The 18109-nt window shown below is 71.8% G+C and carries 14 protein-coding genes; 6 read left to right on the plus strand and 8 right to left on the minus strand.

Annotated elements, in window-relative coordinates; genetic code table 11:
• Positions 1 to 48 precede the first annotated feature (48 nt).
• Positions 49 to 2478 (minus strand): serine/threonine-protein kinase, encoded by a 2430-nt coding sequence (locus tag OG202_RS15135; RefSeq protein WP_328222900.1) that lies wholly within the window; start codon positions 2476 to 2478, stop codon positions 49 to 51.
• A 76-nt stretch (positions 2479 to 2554) separates the two neighbouring features.
• Positions 2555 to 2722: a hypothetical protein gene (locus tag OG202_RS15140; protein ID WP_327729975.1), complete on the minus strand. Its 168-nt coding sequence runs from the start codon at positions 2720 to 2722 to the stop codon at positions 2555 to 2557.
• Between the two features lie 217 nt (positions 2723 to 2939).
• Here OG202_RS15140 and OG202_RS15145 point away from each other — a divergent pair, with 217 nt between their 5' ends.
• Complete coding sequence (locus OG202_RS15145; protein ID WP_326583174.1) at positions 2940 to 3788, plus strand: helix-turn-helix domain-containing protein; 849 nt, start codon at positions 2940 to 2942, stop codon at positions 3786 to 3788.
• Entirely contained in the window at positions 3748 to 3963 is a 216-nt protein-coding gene (locus OG202_RS15150) for a DUF397 domain-containing protein (protein ID WP_328222901.1), read from the plus strand. The genes OG202_RS15145 and OG202_RS15150 overlap by 41 nt, the downstream gene beginning before the upstream one ends.
• Here OG202_RS15150 and OG202_RS15155 read toward each other — a convergent pair.
• Positions 3946 to 7716 carry an nSTAND1 domain-containing NTPase gene (locus OG202_RS15155; RefSeq protein ID WP_328222902.1) on the minus strand — a complete coding sequence of 1257 codons (3771 nt, stop codon included), beginning with the start codon at positions 7714 to 7716 and terminating at the stop codon, positions 3946 to 3948. The two genes, OG202_RS15150 and OG202_RS15155, sit on opposite strands and share 18 nt — an antisense overlap.
• Positions 7717 to 8210: 494 nt before the next feature.
• Complete coding sequence (locus tag OG202_RS15160; RefSeq protein WP_326583171.1) at positions 8211 to 9380, minus strand: steroid 3-ketoacyl-CoA thiolase; 1170 nt, start codon at positions 9378 to 9380, stop codon at positions 8211 to 8213.
• A gap of 248 nt (positions 9381 to 9628) precedes the next feature.
• On the opposite strand from OG202_RS15160, the gene OG202_RS15165 reads away from it, so the two are divergent.
• Positions 9629 to 10864 (plus strand): cytochrome P450, encoded by a 1236-nt coding sequence (locus OG202_RS15165; RefSeq protein ID WP_328222903.1) that lies wholly within the window; start codon positions 9629 to 9631, stop codon positions 10862 to 10864.
• Positions 10865 to 11043: 179 nt separating this feature from the next.
• Here the strand turns inward: OG202_RS15165 and OG202_RS15170 are convergent, their stop codons facing one another.
• Positions 11044 to 13089: a bifunctional glycosyltransferase 87/phosphatase PAP2 family protein gene (locus OG202_RS15170; protein ID WP_328222904.1), complete on the minus strand. Its 2046-nt coding sequence runs from the start codon at positions 13087 to 13089 to the stop codon at positions 11044 to 11046.
• Positions 13090 to 13360: 271 nt separating this feature from the next.
• On the opposite strand from OG202_RS15170, the gene OG202_RS15175 reads away from it, so the two are divergent.
• Both OG202_RS15175 and OG202_RS15180 read left to right on the plus strand, forming a co-directional pair.
• The gene (locus OG202_RS15175; protein ID WP_328222905.1) at positions 13361 to 14677 is read left to right on the plus strand and encodes a DUF2330 domain-containing protein; all 1317 of its coding nucleotides are present in this window, start codon (positions 13361 to 13363) and stop codon (positions 14675 to 14677) included.
• A 113-nt stretch (positions 14678 to 14790) separates the two neighbouring features.
• A complete protein-coding gene (locus tag OG202_RS15180) occupies positions 14791 to 15462 on the plus strand; it encodes an O-methyltransferase (RefSeq protein WP_326583162.1) in 672 nt (223 codons plus the stop codon).
• 27 nt (positions 15463 to 15489) lie between these two features.
• On the opposite strand, the gene OG202_RS15185 is transcribed toward OG202_RS15180, so the two are convergent.
• Positions 15490 to 15885 (minus strand): hypothetical protein, encoded by a 396-nt coding sequence (locus OG202_RS15185; RefSeq protein ID WP_326583161.1) that lies wholly within the window; start codon positions 15883 to 15885, stop codon positions 15490 to 15492.
• Between the two features lie 118 nt (positions 15886 to 16003).
• On the opposite strand from OG202_RS15185, the gene OG202_RS15190 reads away from it, so the two are divergent.
• Positions 16004 to 16417 carry a J-domain-containing protein gene (locus OG202_RS15190; protein ID WP_327729969.1) on the plus strand — a complete coding sequence of 138 codons (414 nt, stop codon included), beginning with the start codon at positions 16004 to 16006 and terminating at the stop codon, positions 16415 to 16417.
• A 191-nt stretch (positions 16418 to 16608) separates the two neighbouring features.
• On the opposite strand, the gene OG202_RS15195 is transcribed toward OG202_RS15190, so the two are convergent.
• Together OG202_RS15195 and OG202_RS15200 are read right to left on the minus strand one after the other, a co-directional pair.
• Positions 16609 to 17205 carry a hypothetical protein gene (locus tag OG202_RS15195; protein ID WP_328222906.1) on the minus strand — a complete coding sequence of 199 codons (597 nt, stop codon included), beginning with the start codon at positions 17203 to 17205 and terminating at the stop codon, positions 16609 to 16611.
• A 5-nt stretch (positions 17206 to 17210) separates the two neighbouring features.
• Positions 17211 to 17963 (minus strand): hypothetical protein, encoded by a 753-nt coding sequence (locus OG202_RS15200; RefSeq protein WP_328222907.1) that lies wholly within the window; start codon positions 17961 to 17963, stop codon positions 17211 to 17213.
• Positions 17964 to 18109 lie beyond the last annotated feature (146 nt).

The raw sequence follows: 18109 nt of genomic DNA on the forward strand, positions 1-18109 counted from the left end.
GCCGCCGCAGGCGCCTCCCCATGCCCCGAGGCTCACGTCGGCCGGTTACTACGTCACCGCGTACAGGACGCCGTTCTGGCTGCTGATGTAGACCACTCCGTCGGCGAAGGCGGGCGTCGAGTACACGGGGCTGCCGGTGCGGAATTTCCACCGCTGTTCGCCGGTGCCGGCGTCCACGGCATACAGGTTGCCGTCCCCGCTGCCCACGTAGGCCATCCCGCCAACGACAGTCGGCGCGCTCAGGCCGTGGGTTTTGACGATACGGGATCTCCATCGCTGCGTGCCGGTGCCGGCGTCCACGGCGGACAAGTCGCCGTTCCCGTCACCCAAGTAGACCGTCCCATCGACGACCGTCGGCGCGCTCACGTTGACGGTAGCGAATTTCCATCGCTGCTTGCCGGTCGCGGCGTCCAGCGCGTAGAGGTTTCTGTCCCCGCTGCTGATGTAGACCACGCCGTCGACGACGGCCGCGGCTGATTCCAGATAGCCGGGGGTTGCGAATTCCCACCGCTGCTTACCGGTGTCGGCGTCCACCGCATACGCGGTGCCGCTCAAACTGCAGGCGTAGACCACCCCGTCGACAACGGTCGGCGACTCCTCGACTCGGCTGTGGGTGGTGAATTTCCACCGCTGCTTGCCGGTGCCGGCGTCGACCGCGTACACGTAGCCGTCTTCGTAGTCGTTGCCGCCTCCGCCGAAGCGGTACGTGACATCGCCCCCGCCGCCGACGTACACCACGCCGTCGACGACAGTGGGCGACGAGCTTCCGCCCTTGCCTGTGAGGAATTTCCACCGTTGCTTGCCGGTGCCTACGTCCACCGCGTACAGGTTGCTGTCCTCACTGCCCACGTAGACCGTCCCGTCGGCGACAGTCGGCTTCGAACTCACGTCCGCACCGGTGGTGAACGTCCACCGCCGTACGCCGGTTTCGGTGTCCAGCGCGTACAGGTCGTCGGTGTCGCCGCCGATGTAGACGACGCCGTCGGCGACGATCGGCGACGCGAACACGAAGTCGCCCGTGGCGAATCTCCACCGCTCCACGCCGGACGGGGCGGCGGGAGTGGGCGTGGGAGATGCGCTGGGTCTTCGGCTGGAACCGGGCAGGACCTCGGGCTCTTTGGCGGAGGAGTCGCCGTCGCTGAGCTTCCAGCCGGCGAAGCCGAGTCCTGCGATGGCGGCCCCGCCGAGGCCGCGCAGGGCCCGTCGGCGGGTCGGCCCGGCCGGGGGCGCGGCCGGGCCGCCACCGGATACTGCCGCCTCCGGGCTCTTGGGCGAGGGCTCGGCTTCGGGTGTCTCGGCTTCGGACGTCTCGGCTTCGGACGTCTCGGTCAGTGCCGCCGACGTGGGAGCCGGTACGGAAGCGGGGTCGGGCTGCCGTGCCAATGCTGGTGCCGGCGCGGGTGCCGGTGTCGGCGCTGATGCCGGTGCTGGTGCTGATGCCGGTGCCGGCGCTGATGCTGATGCCGGCGCTGATGCTGATGCCGGTGTCGGTGCTGGTGCTGGTGCTGGTGCTGGTGCTGGTGGGACCGTGGGCCCGTGCGTGGTGGTGCGTGAGTGCAGGGTCGCGGCGACCGGTGCGGGGAGCCAGCCCGGCTGGGTGGGTGTGTGGGTGACAGCCGCTGCGGCGGCGGCCACTCCGGCGGCCTCAGCCTTCCCTGCCTCCTCGGCGGCAGCCTCCGCCAGCTGTTCCAGCAGCACCGCCACCGCCGGACGCCGGTCAGGTTGCTTGGCCAGGCAGCGGGCCACCACGGGCCGCAGAACGGGCGGGAGTTGGTGCAGGTCGGGTTCCTCGTAGACGACGCGGAAACTCAGGGCATGCCCCGAGCCGGTCCCGAACGGCCCCGATCCCGTCGCGGTGAATGCCAGCACCGCCCCGAGGGAGAAGACATCGCTGGCGGGCCCGATCGGCCTACCGGTCAGCTGCTCGGGGGACATGAACCCCGGCGTGCCCACCACCATGCCGGTTCGGGTCAAAGCGCTGGCCTCGTGAGCCACCGAGATCCCGAAATCGATCACCCGTGGTCCGTCCGCCGCGAGGAGGATGTTCGACGGTTTGAGGTCCCGGTGGACCACATCGGCCGCGTGGATCGCCTCCAGCGCCTCGGCGAGGCCGGCGCCGAGAGCCAGCACCGGGCCCTGCGGCCAGGGCCCGTGCGCGGTCACGGCATCGCCCAACGCGACGCCCGGCACATACGCCGTCGCAAGCCATGCCGGCGACCCGTCCGGATCGGCGTCCACCACACCGGCGGTGAACACCCCGTTGACTCGTCGGGCGGCGGCCACCTCCCGGGCGAACCGGCGCCGGAACTCGCCGTCCTCGGCCAGTTCGGAGCGCACCACCTTCACCGCCACCGCCCGGCCGCCGGGCGAGCGCCCCAGATACACCCGGCCCATTCCGCCCGCACCAAGCCGCGCCACGATCCGGTACCGCCCGACCTGCTCCGGATCCCCCGCTTCCAGCGCCTCGAACGCCTCCACCGCACCCCCTGACCTGCCCCACGCCCCGGGCCCTTCCGAAGATCCCACATCATCCCCGACTCGCCCGCCCCGCGCACTACCGACAGCCACTGTCGTCACCCCGGCACTCGAACCACACGGCCTTGCCGCCGGCGAGCCGGTGCCCCGCCCCCGCTTGTCCGCCACCGCGTCCAGCAGCACGAGGCCCGACGTTGGCGAGCAGCTCGGTCACGCCCAGTTCGACGACGTCCGCCAGCTCCGCCATCTCCCGGTCGTTCTATCGACCGGACGATGCGGCGGATGTGATGCGCGGAGTGCTCACCCACGGTGAGGCAGATCCGGTACTGGGCGGGCGGGGCGCCCAGAAGGAGGGGGAAAGTGTGCGTTCACCCCACAAGACCGACCCGGCGCGACTACGGTCAGCAACAGACCATACACATTCTGTTAAAGAGTGAGTTGAAGCTCAGAAGAGGGGACCGCACGTGACCCAGATCCACACCCTCGATCCCGGCGCGTCACCACTGGACTACTACGGCTACGAGCTGCGGCGCTGCCGCGAGACGGCGGGCCTGACGCAGAAGCAGTTGGGGGAGATCCTCGGGTGCGCCACGTCCCTGGTCGGACAGATCGAGACGGCGAGGAAGTGCCCGACGCTGGAGTTCAGCGAGCGGGTGGACGTGGCGCTGGAGACGGGCGGGATGCTGTCCCGGCTCGCCGTCCTGGTGATGCGCCATCAACTTCCGGTCTGGTTCCAGCAGGTCGCCGAACTGGAGGCACGCGCCGCCGGGATCTACACGTTCCACACGCACATGGTCCAGGGCCTGCTCCAGACCGAGGCCTACGTCCGTGCCGTACTCGGCGCCCTGGACGCGACGGACCTCGACGACCGGACCGCCGTACGACTGGCCCGTCAGCGCGTCTTCGACAAGGAGGAGCCGCCCGTCCTGTGGGCCGTCCTCGGTGAGGCCGCGCTGCACCAGAGGATCGGCGGGCCGGAGGTCATGCGGGGCCAGCTGCTGAAACTGCTGGCCTTCGAGAACAACCCCCGGATCAACGTCCAGATCCTGCCCTTCGAGGCCGGGGCGCACGCGGGACTGACCGGCCCGTTCAACCTCTACCGCTTCGACCGCGACCCGGACGTCGTCTACACGGAGGGCTACGGGAGCGGGCATCCGACCGCCGGTTTGGACACCGTCAGGGACTGCTCGCTTCGTTACGATCATCTGCAGGCCGCCGCCCTCTCCCTCAGGGACTCGGCGGAGCTGATCCGACGGGTGATGGAGGGCCGTCATGGAGAGCAACGCCGTCCCGGCGGGCACCCGGTGGCGTAGGTCGCGCCACAGCAGCGACCAGGGCGGCGACTGCGTGGAAGTCGCCGCAGCCCCCTCGCCCTCGCCCACCGTCGCCGTTCGCGACTCCAAGAACCCGGTGGGCCCCCGACTCACCCTGACGCCCGCCGCGTTCAGCGCCTTCCTCGGCTGGGTCTCGTCAGCACACACCGCCTGATTCCTGGTCCGGCAGATACAGGGCCCGCTCCTGCCGGGTGAGTTCGCGGTGGACGGCTCGGCAGATGCCGGTGACCGCCTCGGCCGGGAGAGGCAGGGCGGCGTCCCACAGGCGCAGGCGGTCGGCGTGGTCGCCGACCGCGAGGGTGCGGCCGTCGGGGCTGAACGCCAGCCTCGCCGCGCCTCCTCCGGGGAAGGTCGCACGGGCGTACCGCGTGGTGGTGTCCCACAGCCGTACCGTGCTGCCGGCGGCCGTGGCGAGCGTACGGCCGTCGGGGCTGAACGCCAGCGCGACCGGGCCCTCCGTGAGGCTCACGGTGAGGGTGGCGTCGAGGTCTCCCGTACCGGTGTTCCACAGCCGTACCGTGCCGTCGGAGTTGGCGGAGGCGAGCGTGCGGCCGTCCGGGCTGAAGGCCATGGACTCCACCTGCCGGAACCACCTGAAGGGGTCGTCCTGCGCTCCCTCGGGCGTGGGGCGGCCGTCGGGTTCGGTGAGCGTGGACCGGACGCGTCCGGTGGCGGGGTCGCGCAGCCGGATCTCCCCCTCCTCTCCTCCGGTGGTGGCGAAGACGTCGCCCGTGGGGCTGAACGCCAGCGGCGAGCCCTCCTCGACCTTGGGGAGTTCGACGCGGGGACGCCCGGTCCCGGTGTCCCACAGCACGAGGCCGTCGCCCACCGTCACCAGTGTCCGGCCGTCGGGGCTGAACGCCATCCCGTTGACGAACCGGCCGGGGAGGGTGATCCGCTGGCGGCGGGTGCGGACGTCCCACAGCTGTGCCCGGGCGTCGTCGGTGAGGGCGAGCGTCCTGCCGTCGGGGCTGAAGAGGACCGGCCCCGCATGGGTCAGCCCCTTGTCGATCACGGCTCGTGTGCGGCGGGTGGCCGTGTCCCACAGCCGTACCGAGGCGGTGGTGTCCCTGAAGTCGGCGCTCATCCGGACGCTGCTGGTGGCGAAGGTGTCGCCGTCGGGGCTGAACGTCACCGACTGGAGGTCTCCGCCGGGGACGTCCAGCGTGGCGCGGGGGCGGTTCGTGCCCACGTTCCACAGCCGGATCCCGACGTCGCCGCCGCCGAAGCTGTCGGCCTCGTTGCCCGTCGCCAGTTCGTTCCCGTCGGGGTCGAACGCCACCGACATCACCGGGCGGGTGTGGCCGGTGAGCGTGGTGTCGGCGCGTCCGGTGGAGAGGTCCCACAGGCGTACCGTGCCGTCGTAGCTGCCCGCGGCCAGGGTCCTGCCGTCCGGGTCGAACGCCATGGACTCGACCCGGCTGCTGGCGCTGGTGAGGGTGGTCCGCTGCTTGCCGTCGGCCACGTCCCACAGGTGGACGGTGCCGTCCTCGGTGCCCGTGGCCAGGGTCTTCCCGTCGGAGTCGAACGCCAGTGAACTGACCACGCCGGTACTGCTCTTGAGGGCGAACAGCACGCGGCCGGTGTCCAGGTCCCACAGGTGCGCGGTGTGGTCCCGGGTGCTGGTGGCGAGGGTGCGTCCGTCGGGGGAGAACGCCACCGCCATCTCCAGACCGGTGGGGCCCTGAAGGGTGGTCGCGACGCGGCCGGTGGCCACGTCCAGCACCTGCCCGGCCTCCGTGACGGCCAGCGCGCGTCCGTCGTGATCGAAGCCCACCGCCGCCATGTTGTCGTCGTCGGGGTCGCGGACGGCGACCGAGGCCCGTACCCGTCCGGTGTCCAGGTTCCACAGCCGCGCGTCGTCGCCGTGGCTGGTGGCGAAGGTCCTGCCGTCCCGGCCGAAGGCCACGGTGCGTACCAGGTCGGGGCCGTCCGCGTCCGCACGCCCGGCGAGCACCTTCCGGGTACGTCCGGTCGCCGGGTCCCACAGCCGTACCGTGCCGTCGAAACTACCGCTGGCGAGGGTCTTTCCGTCGGGGCTGTAGGTCAGGGCGGACACGGTTCCGGTGTGGCCGGTCAGCCGGCGTTCCAGAGGGACGGCCGCGGCGGCGTACAGGCTCCGGGTGGCCTCACGGGTGGGGCTCGTCCGGTACGCCTTGATGGCCAGCAGCGAGGCGAGGTCGGTGTCGCTGTCCAGCAGGGCGGCGGACTGGGCGGCCAACTGCCGTGAGAGTCCCGCACGTTGGGCGTCCAGGGCGCTCTGGCGCTGCCAGTAGGCCACCGTCGTGGCGGTCAGCGCGAGGGCCAGGAGGCAGGCGAGGGAGGTGACGAGGACACGCAGGCGGCGGGTGGTCCGGGCGCGGGCGCGTTCCTCCTGGTCGAGGGCGGCGAGGCCCTCGGTGAGGAAGGCGGCTTCCTGGTCGGTCAGGTCGTCGGTGTGGCGGGGGCCCGCGAAGTACTCCCGCGCCGTCACGAGCCGGCTCCCCCGGTACAGCGCGCCCGCGTCGCGGCCCAACTCCTCCCAGGCGCGGGCCGCCTCGGTCAGTTGCCGGTGGGCGCGCAGGCGGTCCCGGTCCTCCTCGATCCATCCGCGCAGGCGAGGCCAGGCGGTGAGGAGCGCCTCGTGGGCGACTTCGACGGTCGGCCCGTCGAGGGTGAGGAGGCGGGCCCGGGTGAGCGCCTCCAGCACCTGGGCGACCTCCTCCCGGCCGGTGCCCGTGGTCTCCAACTCGGCCCGGTCCGCGGGCCGGCGCGTGTCGGGCGTGCCGTCGCCCGGGGAGATCAGCCGCAGCACCACCCGGCGGGCCGTGGCCGCCTCGCCCTCGGTGAACCGGCTGTGGACGTCCTCGGCGGTCTTGGCGATCGCCCCGTCCAGGCCACCGGCCGCCTCGTACCCGGCGAGGGTCAGCGTCTTGCCCCGGCGTCGCCGCCAGGTCTCCAGCAGGACGTGCGACAGCAGCGGCAGCCCGCCGGGCGCGTCGGTGATCTCCTCGACCAGCCGGGTGGTCAGCGCCCGCTCCACGGTCAGCCCGGCGGCCGCGGCCGGTTTGACGACGACCTCGCGCAGCTCCGTCGAACTCATCGGCCCGGCCAGCAGATTGGCGTCGCCCAGCGCCTCGGCCAGCTCACGGTGCTCGGCGCACCGGCCGTAGAAGTCCGCGCGCACCGCCACCAGCACCCGCAACCGGTTCTCCGGGTCACGCGCGGTCAGCAACAGGTCGATGAAACGGGCGCGTTCGGCCGGGTCGTGGCAGAGGGTGAAGACCTCCTCGAACTGGTCGACGACCACGAGCCGGTCACCGGTGCCGGTGCCGTCGCCGGGTCCGCTCCCCTCCCGCAGCAGCTCATGCGTGCGGGACAGCTGATCGCCGGGCGTCAGGATCTGGATCGCGGACGGTCGCAGGTCCGGCTCCTCGGACTCCCGCAGGACGGGGATCAGACCGGCGCGCAGGAGCGAGGACTTGCCGATGCCGGAGGGGCCGAAGACCGCCGCGAACCGGCGGCGGCGCACCAGGTCCACGAGGTCGGCGGTGAGCCGGTCCCGGCCGAAGAAGAGTCCGCTGTCGTCGGTCTCGAACCGGGCCAGCCCCCGGTACGGCGGCTCGGCGCCCGCCCCGTCGTTCTCCGGGTCGAAGGCGGCGGCCTCCTCGACGGCCTGGTGCCACCGGATCTCCCACTCCGCCGGGTCGCCGCCGCAGGCCCGTACGAAGGCCAGGGCCACCGGCAGCGTGGGCAACTGCTCGCCGCCCGCGGCCTGGGAGAGGGTGGTGATCGAGTAGCCCGCCTGCTCGGCCATCGCCCGGTAGGTGAGACCGCCCGCCTCGGTCCGCAGTTTCCGCAACTCGAACGCGAACCGCTGCACCGGCCCGGCCCCCGGATCGACCGGCACCTCACGACGACCCGCCACCGCGCTGTTCCCCTCCCACCGCACCCACACCGTCCCGGACAACCAACGTACGCATTCGGCCACCCAAGCGGAGAGATCGCGTCCGGCCATTGTTTGGCAGGCTCGACCCCCCTGCCTAACAATGCGCGACCCGGTGGAATCAGTGGTGTGGGCGGTACGGGGGCCGCGCACGACGGGGGACGGAGCGGCACGCCCACGGGGGACTTGCCGCTACGGGGGAAAGGGGCGGCACGACCAGCCGCCACGGGGGAACGAGGCGGCACGGGGGACGGGCCGCCACGGGAAAGGGCCCTGCTGGCCGCGGGACGACCAGCAGGGCCCTTTCGGTCTCCGGACGCCGGCCGCGGAACAGCCGGACAGCCGGACAGCCGGACAGCCACCGAACCACAGTCGGCCGAACCGCAGTCGGCCGAACCGCAGTCGGCCGAACCGCAGTCGATCGAACCGCAGTCGATCCGACCACAGTCACCGCACCGCGGTCGACCGGCGGCGGGTCACAACCGCTGAATGATCGTCCCGGTCGCCAGCCCGCCCCCCGCACACATCGTCACCAGAGCGAACTCCTTGTCCGTCCGCTCCAGTTCGTGCAGCGCGGTGGTGATGAGCCGCGCGCCCGTCGCACCCACCGGATGCCCTAGAGCGATCGCTCCGCCGTTGACGTTCACCTTCGCGAGATCCTGGTCGAAGACCTGCGCCCAGCTCAGCACCACCGACGCGAAGGCCTCGTTGATCTCGACCAGGTCGATGTCCTTGAGCGACATCCCGGCCTTCCCCAGCACGGCCTTGGTCGCGTCGATCGGCCCGTCGAGGTGGAAGTGGGGGTCCGCGCCGACCAGCGCCTGGGCGACGATCCGCGCCCGGGGCCGCAGCTTCAGCGCGCGGGCCATCCGCTTCGACGCCCACATGATCGCCGCCGCGCCGTCGCTGATCTGGGAGGAGTTGCCCGCCGTGTGGACGGCCGTCGGCATGATCGGCTTCAGCCGGGCCAGCGCCTCCATGGACGTGTCGCGCAGTCCCTCGTCGTGGTCGACGAGCCGCCACATGCCCTGTCCGGCGCCCTGCTCCGCCTCGGTCGTCGGCACCTGGACGGCGAACGTCTCCTTCTTGAACCGTTCCTCGGCCCACGCGGCGGCGGCCCGCTCCTGCGAGACGAGCCCGAGGGCGTCCACGTTCTCCCGGGTGAGCCCCCGGTGGCGGGCGATCCGCTCCGCCGCCTCGAACTGGTTCGGCAGGTCGACGTTCCACTCCTCCGGGAACGGCTTCCCGGGCCCGTGCTTGGACCCCGACCCGAGCGGCACCCGGGACATGGCCTCGACCCCGCAGCTGATCCCGACGTCGATGACGCCCGCCGAGACCATGTTGGCCACCATGTGCGAGGCCTGTTGCGAGGAGCCGCACTGACAGTCGACCGTCGTCGCGGCGGTCTCGTACGGCAGGCCCATGGTCAGCCAGGCCGTGCGCGCGGGGTTCATGGACTGTTCGCCGGCGTGGGTCACCGTGCCGCCGACGATCTGCTCGACGCAGTCGGCGGGGATGCCGGTGCGGCCGAGGAGTTCACGGTAGGTCTCGCCCAGCAGGTAGGCGGGGTGCAGGTTGGCGAGCGCTCCGCCGCGCCTGCCGATGGGGGTGCGTACGGCTTCGACGATCACGGGTTCCGCGGCCATGGGGATTCCTCTCAACGGTTACCCGCGCGGCGCGGGGCGTCCCGGCCCGGCCCGCCACGCAGAACTAGTACGCGTTCTAGTTCTCTTGAGCAGTCTGCTGAGCCCGGCTCCGGGACCGCAAGGGGCGTGCGGCAACTGAAAAGCCGACCGAAAGGCCGACTGAAGGGCCCGTACCCCTTGCTAGTTGTAGAACCCGTTACTACGGTCACCGCAATTCCCTGTATCTGATGCTCCGTCAGGAGTCGCCGATGCCCTGTCCAGCGCTGCCCGACGGGTTCGACTTCACCGACCCCGACCTGCTGCACCACCGTGTCCCCCTCCCGGAGTTCGCCGAACTGCGCCGTACGGAACCGGTCCACTGGATCCCGCAGGCACCCGGCATCGCGGGCTTCGCGGACGAGGGCTACTGGGCCGTCACCCGGCACGCGGACGTCAAGTACGTCTCCACGCACCCCGAGTTGTTCTCCTCGACGGTCAACACCGCGATCATCCGCTTCAACGAGCACATCGAGCGCGACGCGATCGACGCCCAGCGCCTGATCCTGCTGAACATGGACCCGCCGGAGCACACCCGGGTCCGCCAGATCGTGCAGCGCGTGTTCACCCCGAGGGCGATCCGCGCGCTGGAGGACAACCTGCGCCACCGCGCCCTGAACATCGCCCGGGAGGCGGTCGCCCACGCCGGCCCGTTCGACTTCGTCACCGAGGTCGCCTGCGAACTCCCCCTGCAGGCCATCGCCGAGCTGATCGGCATCCCGCAGGAGGACCGCATCCGGATCTTCGAGTGGTCGAACCGGATGATCTCCTACGACGACCCCGAGTACGCCATCACCGAGGAGGTCGGCCAGGAGTCGGCGATGGAACTCATCGCCTACGCCATGAACATGGCCGCCGACCGCAAGCAGTGCCCGGCGAAGGACATCGTCACCACGCTGGTGGCCGCCGAGGACGAGGGCAACCTCACCTCCGACGAGTTCGGCTTCTTCGTGCTGATGCTGGCGGTCGCGGGCAACGAGACGACCCGCAACGCCATCACCCACGGCATGCACGCCTTCCTCACCCACCCCGACCAGTGGGACCTCTACAAACGTGAGCGCCCCGCGACGGCGGCCGAGGAGATCGTCCGCTGGGCCGCCCCGGTCAACTCCTTCCAGCGCACCGCCACCCAGGACGTCGAACTCGGCGGCAAGCCGATCAGGAAGGGCGACCGCGTCGGCATCTTCTACGCCTCCGCCAACCACGACCCGGACGTCTTCACCGACCCCGACACCTTCGACATCACCCGCGACCCCAACCCCCACCTCGGCTTCGGCGGCGGAGGCCCGCACTTCTGCCTCGGCAAGTCCCTGGCCGTCCTGGAGATCGACCTCATCTTCAACGCGATCGCCGACGCGATGCCGAACCTCAGGCTCGTGGGCGAGCCCAGCCGACTGCGCTCGGCGTGGATCAACGGGGTGAAGCACCTGCAGGTCACCACCGTCTGACAGCACCGGCCCCCGCACTCGGGCCGACGGCCTCCCGGCGCCGTCGGCCCGTCCCCGGTGGCGCTCCCGTGGCCGCATGTCGACGCATGCCCGTTCGGTCGGCCAGGACCGCCCTCGAATCCCTGGCGCCGGCACCGGTCTCTCGCGTATGCAGGACGGACCCTGCAGGGCCCTGGCCTCTACCCCTCGCCCTTGCCTCCGCCGCCGCGCTGGACGGCCGTGGAGAGTCCGCGGGTGGCCGGTGGCCGGTCGCGCGGTTCCCCGCGCCCCTGGCGGGGCGCGGTGGTGCGGGGACCTGTCAGGAGGTACGTCAGGCCGAAGCCCGCGCCCACGACGGCCGCGCCGCCGACCGCGTCGAGGATCCAGTGGTTGCCGGTCGCGACGATCGCCAGGGCCGTGAAGAAGGGGTGCATCAGGCCCAGTACCCTCATCCACACCTTGGGCGCGACCAGCGCGATCGTCAGGCCGCACCACAGGGACCAGCCGAAGTGCAGGGACGGCATCGCCGCGTACTGGTTGGCGAGTTCGGTCAGCTTGCCGTAGTCCGGCCTGGAGAAGTCCTGGACGCCGTGGATGGTGTCGATGATGCCGAGGCCGGGCATCAGGCGCGGCGGTGCCAGCGGGTAGAAGAAGAAGCCGACGAGCGCGAGGACCGTGGTGAAGCCGATGGCCGTGCGGGCCCAGCGGTAGTCGGCGGGGCGGCGCCAGTAGAGGACGCCGAGGACGGTCAGCGGGACCACGAAGTGGAACGAGGTGTAGTAGAAGTCGAAGAAGTCCCGCAGCCAGCCGATCCCGACCACCGTGTGGTTGAACCAGTGTTCGATGTCGATGAACAGGGCCTTCTCGGCGGCCAGGACCTGCCCGGCGTGCTCCTCGGCGGTGGCCCGGCTGCCGGTGGCCTCCAGGCGGGTGCGCTGGTAGGCGGCGTACGTGACGCGGATCAGCAGCAGTTCGAGGAGCAGGTTCGGGCGGGTGGCCACCCGGCGCAGTAACGGGGCCCAACTGAAGCGGGTCTCCGCCTTCGGGGCGTACTCCGTGGGGATCGGCGCCCGGTAGTACTCCGAGGTACGGGACAGGAACGGCACGACAAGGGCTGCGGTGAGCGCGGCCAGTAGGACGACGTCGTCGCGCACCGGGTGCAGGACGCCCACGTTCGGCACCATCATCTTCGCCGGCAGCGTCATCACCAGGACGACGGCGACCGGCCACACGTACCGTGACGAGGCCTTCTTGCCGACCCGGCCGACCACCGCGAGCAGCACCCACAGCAGCTGGTGCTTCCAGGACGTCGGCGAGACGGCGACCACGACACAGCCGGTGAGGGCGACGGCGAGCAGCAGCTGCCCGTCGCGGGCGTAGTGGATGGCCCGCCGCATGCCGAGTACGGCGACGGCGGCGGCCAGCGCGAAGAAGACGACGATCTCCAGCGGGCCCGTAAGGCCCAGCCGGAGCAGCATGCCGTGCAGGGACTGGTTGGCGAGGTCGTCCGCCCGGCCGCCGAGGCCGACGCCGGCGAGGTGGTGCACCCAGTAGGTGTACGAGTCGTGCGGCATCGCGGCCCAGGCCAGCGCGGTGGCCCCGGCGAACGTGATCCCGGTGCTCGCGGCGGCCCGCTTGCGGCCGGTGAACCACAGCAGCGGCACGAACAGCAGCACGGTCGGCTGGAAGGCCGCGGCGAGCCCTATGAAGACTCCGCTGGTGCGCTCGCCCCGGACCACGAAGCAGCCCGCCAGGACGAGCAGGACGGGGATGATGCTGGTCTGGCCCAGGTACAGCGTGTTCCGCACCGGCAGCGACAGCATCAGCAGGGTGACCGCGACGGGCGCGGCGAGCAGTGCCGTACGGCGGGTGACGGGCTGGGGCAGGGCGCGGGCGGCGACCAGGCCGAGGGCGACGACCAGCAGGAGGGTGCCGAAGGTCCAGCCCCAGCCGAGCGCCTGTTCCGCCATTCGGGTGAGGGGCTTGAGGACGAGGCCGCCGAAGGGCGTGCCCGTGAAGCGCGTCGAGTCGTACAGCGAGCCGTTGACATGCAGGACGCCGCTGGGTCCGACCCAGGTCTCCAGGTCCGTCAGCCGCTCGCCCTTGGGTGTGTTCAGCACGACCGCGACCTGCCGCACCGCCAGGATCGCGGCGACCAGCCACAGCACGGCCCGGACGGCCACCAGTCGCGCCGCCGTCAAGCCCGTACCCACGGCACCGCCCGGTCTGCTCTGCTCCGTCGCCACGCGCCGTCGTCCTCCCGCCCCGTCGACGTCCCCCCGAGAAGGCTCGCACTGTCCTCGTCGTGAGACGCGGGCAACCCGCTCTTCACCTGAGAGTCGCCCTTGTTTTGTCCGGATGACGATAGTGCGCGGAAGGTCGCCCGCACGCTCAAGGGCACGACGCGGATCACGGATGCGCATCACGGGCAGGGTCGTGACAGGCCACTGACAAAGACCTGGAAGCATGGCTCCGAGCAGGGCGGCACGCCGGCAGGTCAGCGGGAGGGCACGGGGGATGAAGGGTTTCGTACGGGGGCGCGCGCGTCCGGCGGAATGGGCGCACGGGAGGCGCGGGGCGCGCGAACGGCTCCTGGTGGTCGTCCTCGCCCTGCTGGGGCTTCAACTGGCATCGCTCGTGGCACCGGCGTACGCCTGCGGCTGCGGCGCGATGGTGCCGGACGACGGGCGGAACATGTCGGTGAACCGCGAGCGGTCCGTGGTGCGCTGGGACGGCCGCGAGGAACAGATCCTGATGAGCCTGACGGTCTCCGGTGACGCCCGGACGGCCGCCTGGATCATGCCGGTGCCGAACCGGGCCACGGTGAAGCTCGGCGACGCGGCCGTCTTCGACCGGCTCGACGAGGAGACCGCGCCCGTGCACGAGAGGCGCGAGTACTTCTGGCCGCGCTCGCACGACTGGCCGTTCGACATGTTCGAGAGCGACGGCATGGCGGGGGACGCCGCGCCCCGGGACCCGCGGTCCTCGGTGGACGTCGTCGGCCGCGAGCGGCTCGGCCCGTTCGACGTGGCCCGGCTGACCGCCACCGACTCCGGCGCCCTCGGCGACTGGCTCGACGAGAACGGCTTCGCGCTCCCGGACCGGCTGGACACGGCGCTGGAGCCGTACGTCCGGCGGAAGTGGGAGTACGTGGCGATCAGGCTGGCGCCGGAGGACTCCGAGGGCTCCGAGGGCTCCGAGGGCTCCGAGGGCACCCCGCTCTCGGGCACCCTGGACCCGCTCCACCTCACCTTCGCCAGCGACGAGCCGGTCTACCCGATGCGCCTGTCCCGCCTGGCCGCCACCCCGCAGGCCCTCGGCCTGTACGTTCTCGCCGAGCACCGTATGGAGCCCGGCTCCGCGATCGGCGGGAACGAGCCGGAGGTGACCTTCGCGGGACGCCTGGGCGCGCCCGTCGGCACGCTCGGCGACCTCACCGCGGGCGGCACGGACTTCCTCACCGCCGTCGAGCAGGACTTCCCGCGGCCGGAGCTGATCTCCGGCGATCACACGCTGCGGCGGGCCGCGGCCGACGACACCTATCGAAAGGTCATCTACGTGGACGAGATGTGGACCGTGTGGGGCATCCCCGGCTGGCTGGTGTCGTTCGGCATCGGCATCGCCGTACTGGCGATCAAGGCGGTGGCCGTCGCGATCGTGCTCAAGCGCAACGCGAAGCGGCAACTGCCGCCCCTACCGCCGCCGGGCGCGGTCTTCATGCCGCCGGGGGCCTACCCGCCCGGTGCGCCGATGCCGCCGGGGGCGTACCCGCAGGGTCCGCCGACGCCGATGCCGGTGCCGCCGGCGGATACGAAGTCCGCACCGAACGACTGAAACACACCCCGGAACCGCTGACAGGGGGCCCGCCCCGCGCCTATATTCATTAGCGCACCTACTTAGCTGTTCTAAGTAACTGTCCTGATGAAAGGCGCGGGAGGCACAGCTTCATGAGCGAGTCGCGGACCTGGGACGACGTCGACGTCTACTTCACCACCCACCTCGCCCCGGACGACGAGGCCTTGGAGGCGGCGCTGCGCGACAACGAGGCGGCCGGACTTCCGGCCATCGACGTCGCCGCCAACCAGGGGAAGTTCCTGCACCTCCTCGCCCAGATCCAGGGTGCCCGCCGCATCCTGGAGATCGGCACCCTGGGCGGCTACAGCACCATCTGGCTGGGCCGGGCGCTGCCCGCCGACGGCCGGCTCATCTCCCTGGAGTACAGCGCCCGACACGCGGAGGTCGCCTGCCGCAACATCGCGCGCGCCGGGCTCGACGGGCTCGTCGAGGTACGGGTCGGCCCCGCCCTGGAGTCGCTGCCCAAGCTGACCGACGAGAACCCCGAGCCGTTCGACCTGGTCTTCATCGACGCGGACAAGGCCAACAACCCGCACTACGTGGAGTGGGCCCTCAAGCTCACCCGGGCCGGCAGCGTCATCGTCGTCGACAACGTCGTACGCGGCGGCCGGGTCGCCGACGCCGACAGCACCGAGCCGGACGTCCGCGGCACCCGGGCCGCCATCGAACTCATCGCCACGCACCCGAAGTTGAGCGGGACGGCGATCCAGACGGTGGGCACCAAGGGGTACGACGGGTTCGCGCTGGCCCGGGTGCTGGACTGAACCGGGTGCGGCGGGACGGCGGCTCCGTCAGGCCTCGTGGTAGAAGCCCACGTTGACGCTGCGGGGGCCCGTGCGGTCGTAGATGACGAGTTCGCCGGAGCTGCCGTGCGGGAGCTTCGCCGTACCGCCGTACGGGAGCGGCGAGGGCTGGTGGTTGAGCAGGGTCAGCCGCACCTCGGAGGAGGGGTCGGCGTGCGAGCCCCGCAGCCAGGTGACCTGCCAGCTCCCGTCCGGGCCGCACAGGAACTCCAGATGCACACGGGAGACGAAGAGCCAGTCGTCCGGTGTCGCGAGCCGGCACACCGCCCGATCGCGGCCCACCCGGAGCACGCCGCCCGGCTCGCTGGGCGCGTCGGCCATCTGCATGCCGGCCGTCGCCCCGGCGTCCGCCTCGGAGACCGAGGCCATGGTGAGTTCGAGCACGTACCGCTCCTAACGGGTCAAACTCCAATTGTCGCTGCGCACGGCGCGTTTGGCGCGCCGCCGCCGCATGATAATTCGCCGGATCGTCCTGTTGTGCGGGCTCCGGCACAATGGAGGCATGACCGAGCGAAAGCCACCCGGTGTCAGCTTCGAGTCCTTCGTCGACAAACAGATCCGCGAAGCGGAGGCGCGCGGCGACTTCACGGCCCTCCCCGGCGTGGGCCGACCGCTTCCCGACGACGACACGACCTACGACGAACTCTGGTGGATCAAGCGGAAGATGGCCCGCGAGGGCCTGTCGGTCCTGCCCCCGACGCTCGCCCTGCGCAAGGAGGCGGAGGACGCTCTCGCGGCAGCCGCCGAGGCCCCCTCCGAAGGCGCCGTCCGCAGGATCGTCACCGAGATCAACGCCAAGATCAGCGAGATGATGTTCAAGCCACCACCTGGACCGCCGCTGGGCCTGAAGCCGTACGACGTGGAAGTGGTCGTACGGGAATGGCGTGAGCGCCGGGAGAGTGGGCGGAGCACCTGAGGAACCCGGGGTGATGTGCCGTGGGGCGGCCGCGGGCCGGGTGCGCTGATCGCGCGGTTCCCGCGCCCCGGAAGGCCTGGCCCGTCACGAGGCGCGCGACGCCGCCCCGGCCGGCCCGGCTCCGCGCATACGTGAGACCGCGCCCCGGGGCACGACCCGGAGCGCGGTCTCGGCGTTCGCCGCTGTCGGTCTCAGAGCCGCAGCAGCCGTTCGGTCAGCTCCCGGTAGTCGCGCAGGGCGAGGCGGAGCTGTTCGGTGTCGGTGGTGTCCGCGCGGCCGTCGGCGGTGGTCTGCCAGGAGTCGCGCAGGGTGCGGCGACGCCGGGTCACCGCGTCGGTGAAGCGGGCGGCCGCCTCTTCGAGGACGTGATCGGCCTCCTCGACGGCCGACCTGGGCCCGTCGACGAACTCGCCGACCGCGTGCTGCAACCGCAGCGTCAGCTTGTCGCTCTCGTCATGGGGCAGCAGCGGGGATCCGGAGGACCCGGAACCGCCCGTGGGCGCCTGGGTGTGACCCTCGCGGGCCACCGGGCCGGGGCCTTCGCCGACACCCGGTGTCCTGCCGCCGTTCGGCCCCTCGGCCCGGCCTCCCGTACCCGTACGGCCCGCCGTGGTGTCGTGGCCCGGCACGACCGCGGCCCGGGTGCCCGCGGTGCCTGCCGTGTCCGTCGCCCGGGTGCCCTGCGGAAGCCCGCCGCCCTTCACCCCGTCACGCCTCGCGTCGGCGTCCCGCGTCTCGCGCGGACCGCGTTCGCGGATGCCCTCGCCCCTCGTCACGTCGTCAGTCATCCCCCTCAACTCCCCTTCGCGTGGCGCCTGGTGAGCGCCCATGGCAGATGGGACCGATGGCGGCCGTCGGCGGCCGCACCGTCGTTCTCGTCGCGTCGCGCCGTTCCTTCGCGGTGGGCCGGGCCCTCGCGCCCGGCCGTGCCCTCACGGTCCGCCCGGGCGTCCCGGCGGTCCGGGGTCACCAGGTCCTCGAACAGGGCGCGGGCCTCGACCATGGCCTCGCGCATCTCCTCGGTACCGGTGCCGGGGCCGGCGCCGTTCGCGGTGCCCGCGCGGCCCTGGGCCGTGTCGCCGGTGGTGTGCGCCGCGAGGTGCACCCGGCGGTAGCCGTGCACATGGTGGGCGTGGTGGACGGAGAGCGCCTCCAGCTGGGTCTCGTAGTGGCCGCCGTCCGGGAAGCCCCGGGCCCCGGCCACCTCGGAGAGCAGCCGGTCCGCCTCGGCGACCGCCTCACGGGGCGAGTCGACGAAGCGTTCCTGGGCGGCCGCCCAGCGGGACTCGTACCGTTCGCGCTCCGCGCTCGGCAGCGCCCGCTTCTCCAGCGAGCCGTGCCGCTTCACCCGCTCCGCGAGTTCCCGGGCGGCGGCCCGCTCGTCGCCGTCATGGCGGGCCACGGTCCGGTCGTACTCGGGTCCGAAACGCCGCTTCAGCGATCCGCCGGCACCCGCACCGCGGCGGGCGCGCTGGGTCAGGACGGCCGCTACAACGACCACGGCCGCCACGATCACGATCAAAGCGATGATCAAGCCTGTGGACATGAATGCCTTCCAGAGTCCTCGGCCCGGGCGTCTCGCCCCGTCGGGCCGTTTCGCACCGGGTTGCCCGATCCCGTTGGTTCAAACGGCAAGCGCGGAGCGGGACAACGGCGTAAATCGTTTGCGGGCCACACGCCCCCGCTCCCGAC

It is taken from the genome of Streptomyces sp. NBC_00310 (assembly GCF_036208085.1).
In the GTDB taxonomy this organism is placed as follows: domain Bacteria; phylum Actinomycetota; class Actinomycetes; order Streptomycetales; family Streptomycetaceae; genus Streptomyces.

What these genes read in the sequence shown, in the direction of transcription:
- OG202_RS15140 (WP_327729975.1), bottom strand. Translation starts at nt 2,722, where the DNA reads ATGGCGGAGCTGGCGGACGTCGTCGAACTGGGCGTGACCGAGCTGCTC.
- OG202_RS15150 (WP_328222901.1), top strand. Translation starts at nt 3,748, where the DNA reads ATGGAGAGCAACGCCGTCCCGGCGGGCACCCGGTGGCGTAGGTCGCGC.
- OG202_RS15160 (WP_326583171.1), bottom strand. Translation starts at nt 9,380, where the DNA reads ATGGCCGCGGAACCCGTGATCGTCGAAGCCGTACGCACCCCCATCGGC.
- OG202_RS15165 (WP_328222903.1), top strand. Translation starts at nt 9,629, where the DNA reads ATGCCCTGTCCAGCGCTGCCCGACGGGTTCGACTTCACCGACCCCGAC.
- OG202_RS15175 (WP_328222905.1), top strand. Translation starts at nt 13,361, where the DNA reads ATGAAGGGTTTCGTACGGGGGCGCGCGCGTCCGGCGGAATGGGCGCAC.
- OG202_RS15180 (WP_326583162.1), top strand. Translation starts at nt 14,791, where the DNA reads ATGAGCGAGTCGCGGACCTGGGACGACGTCGACGTCTACTTCACCACC.
- OG202_RS15190 (WP_327729969.1), top strand. Translation starts at nt 16,004, where the DNA reads ATGACCGAGCGAAAGCCACCCGGTGTCAGCTTCGAGTCCTTCGTCGAC.
- OG202_RS15195 (WP_328222906.1), bottom strand. Translation starts at nt 17,205, where the DNA reads ATGACTGACGACGTGACGAGGGGCGAGGGCATCCGCGAACGCGGTCCG.
- OG202_RS15200 (WP_328222907.1), bottom strand. Translation starts at nt 17,963, where the DNA reads ATGTCCACAGGCTTGATCATCGCTTTGATCGTGATCGTGGCGGCCGTG.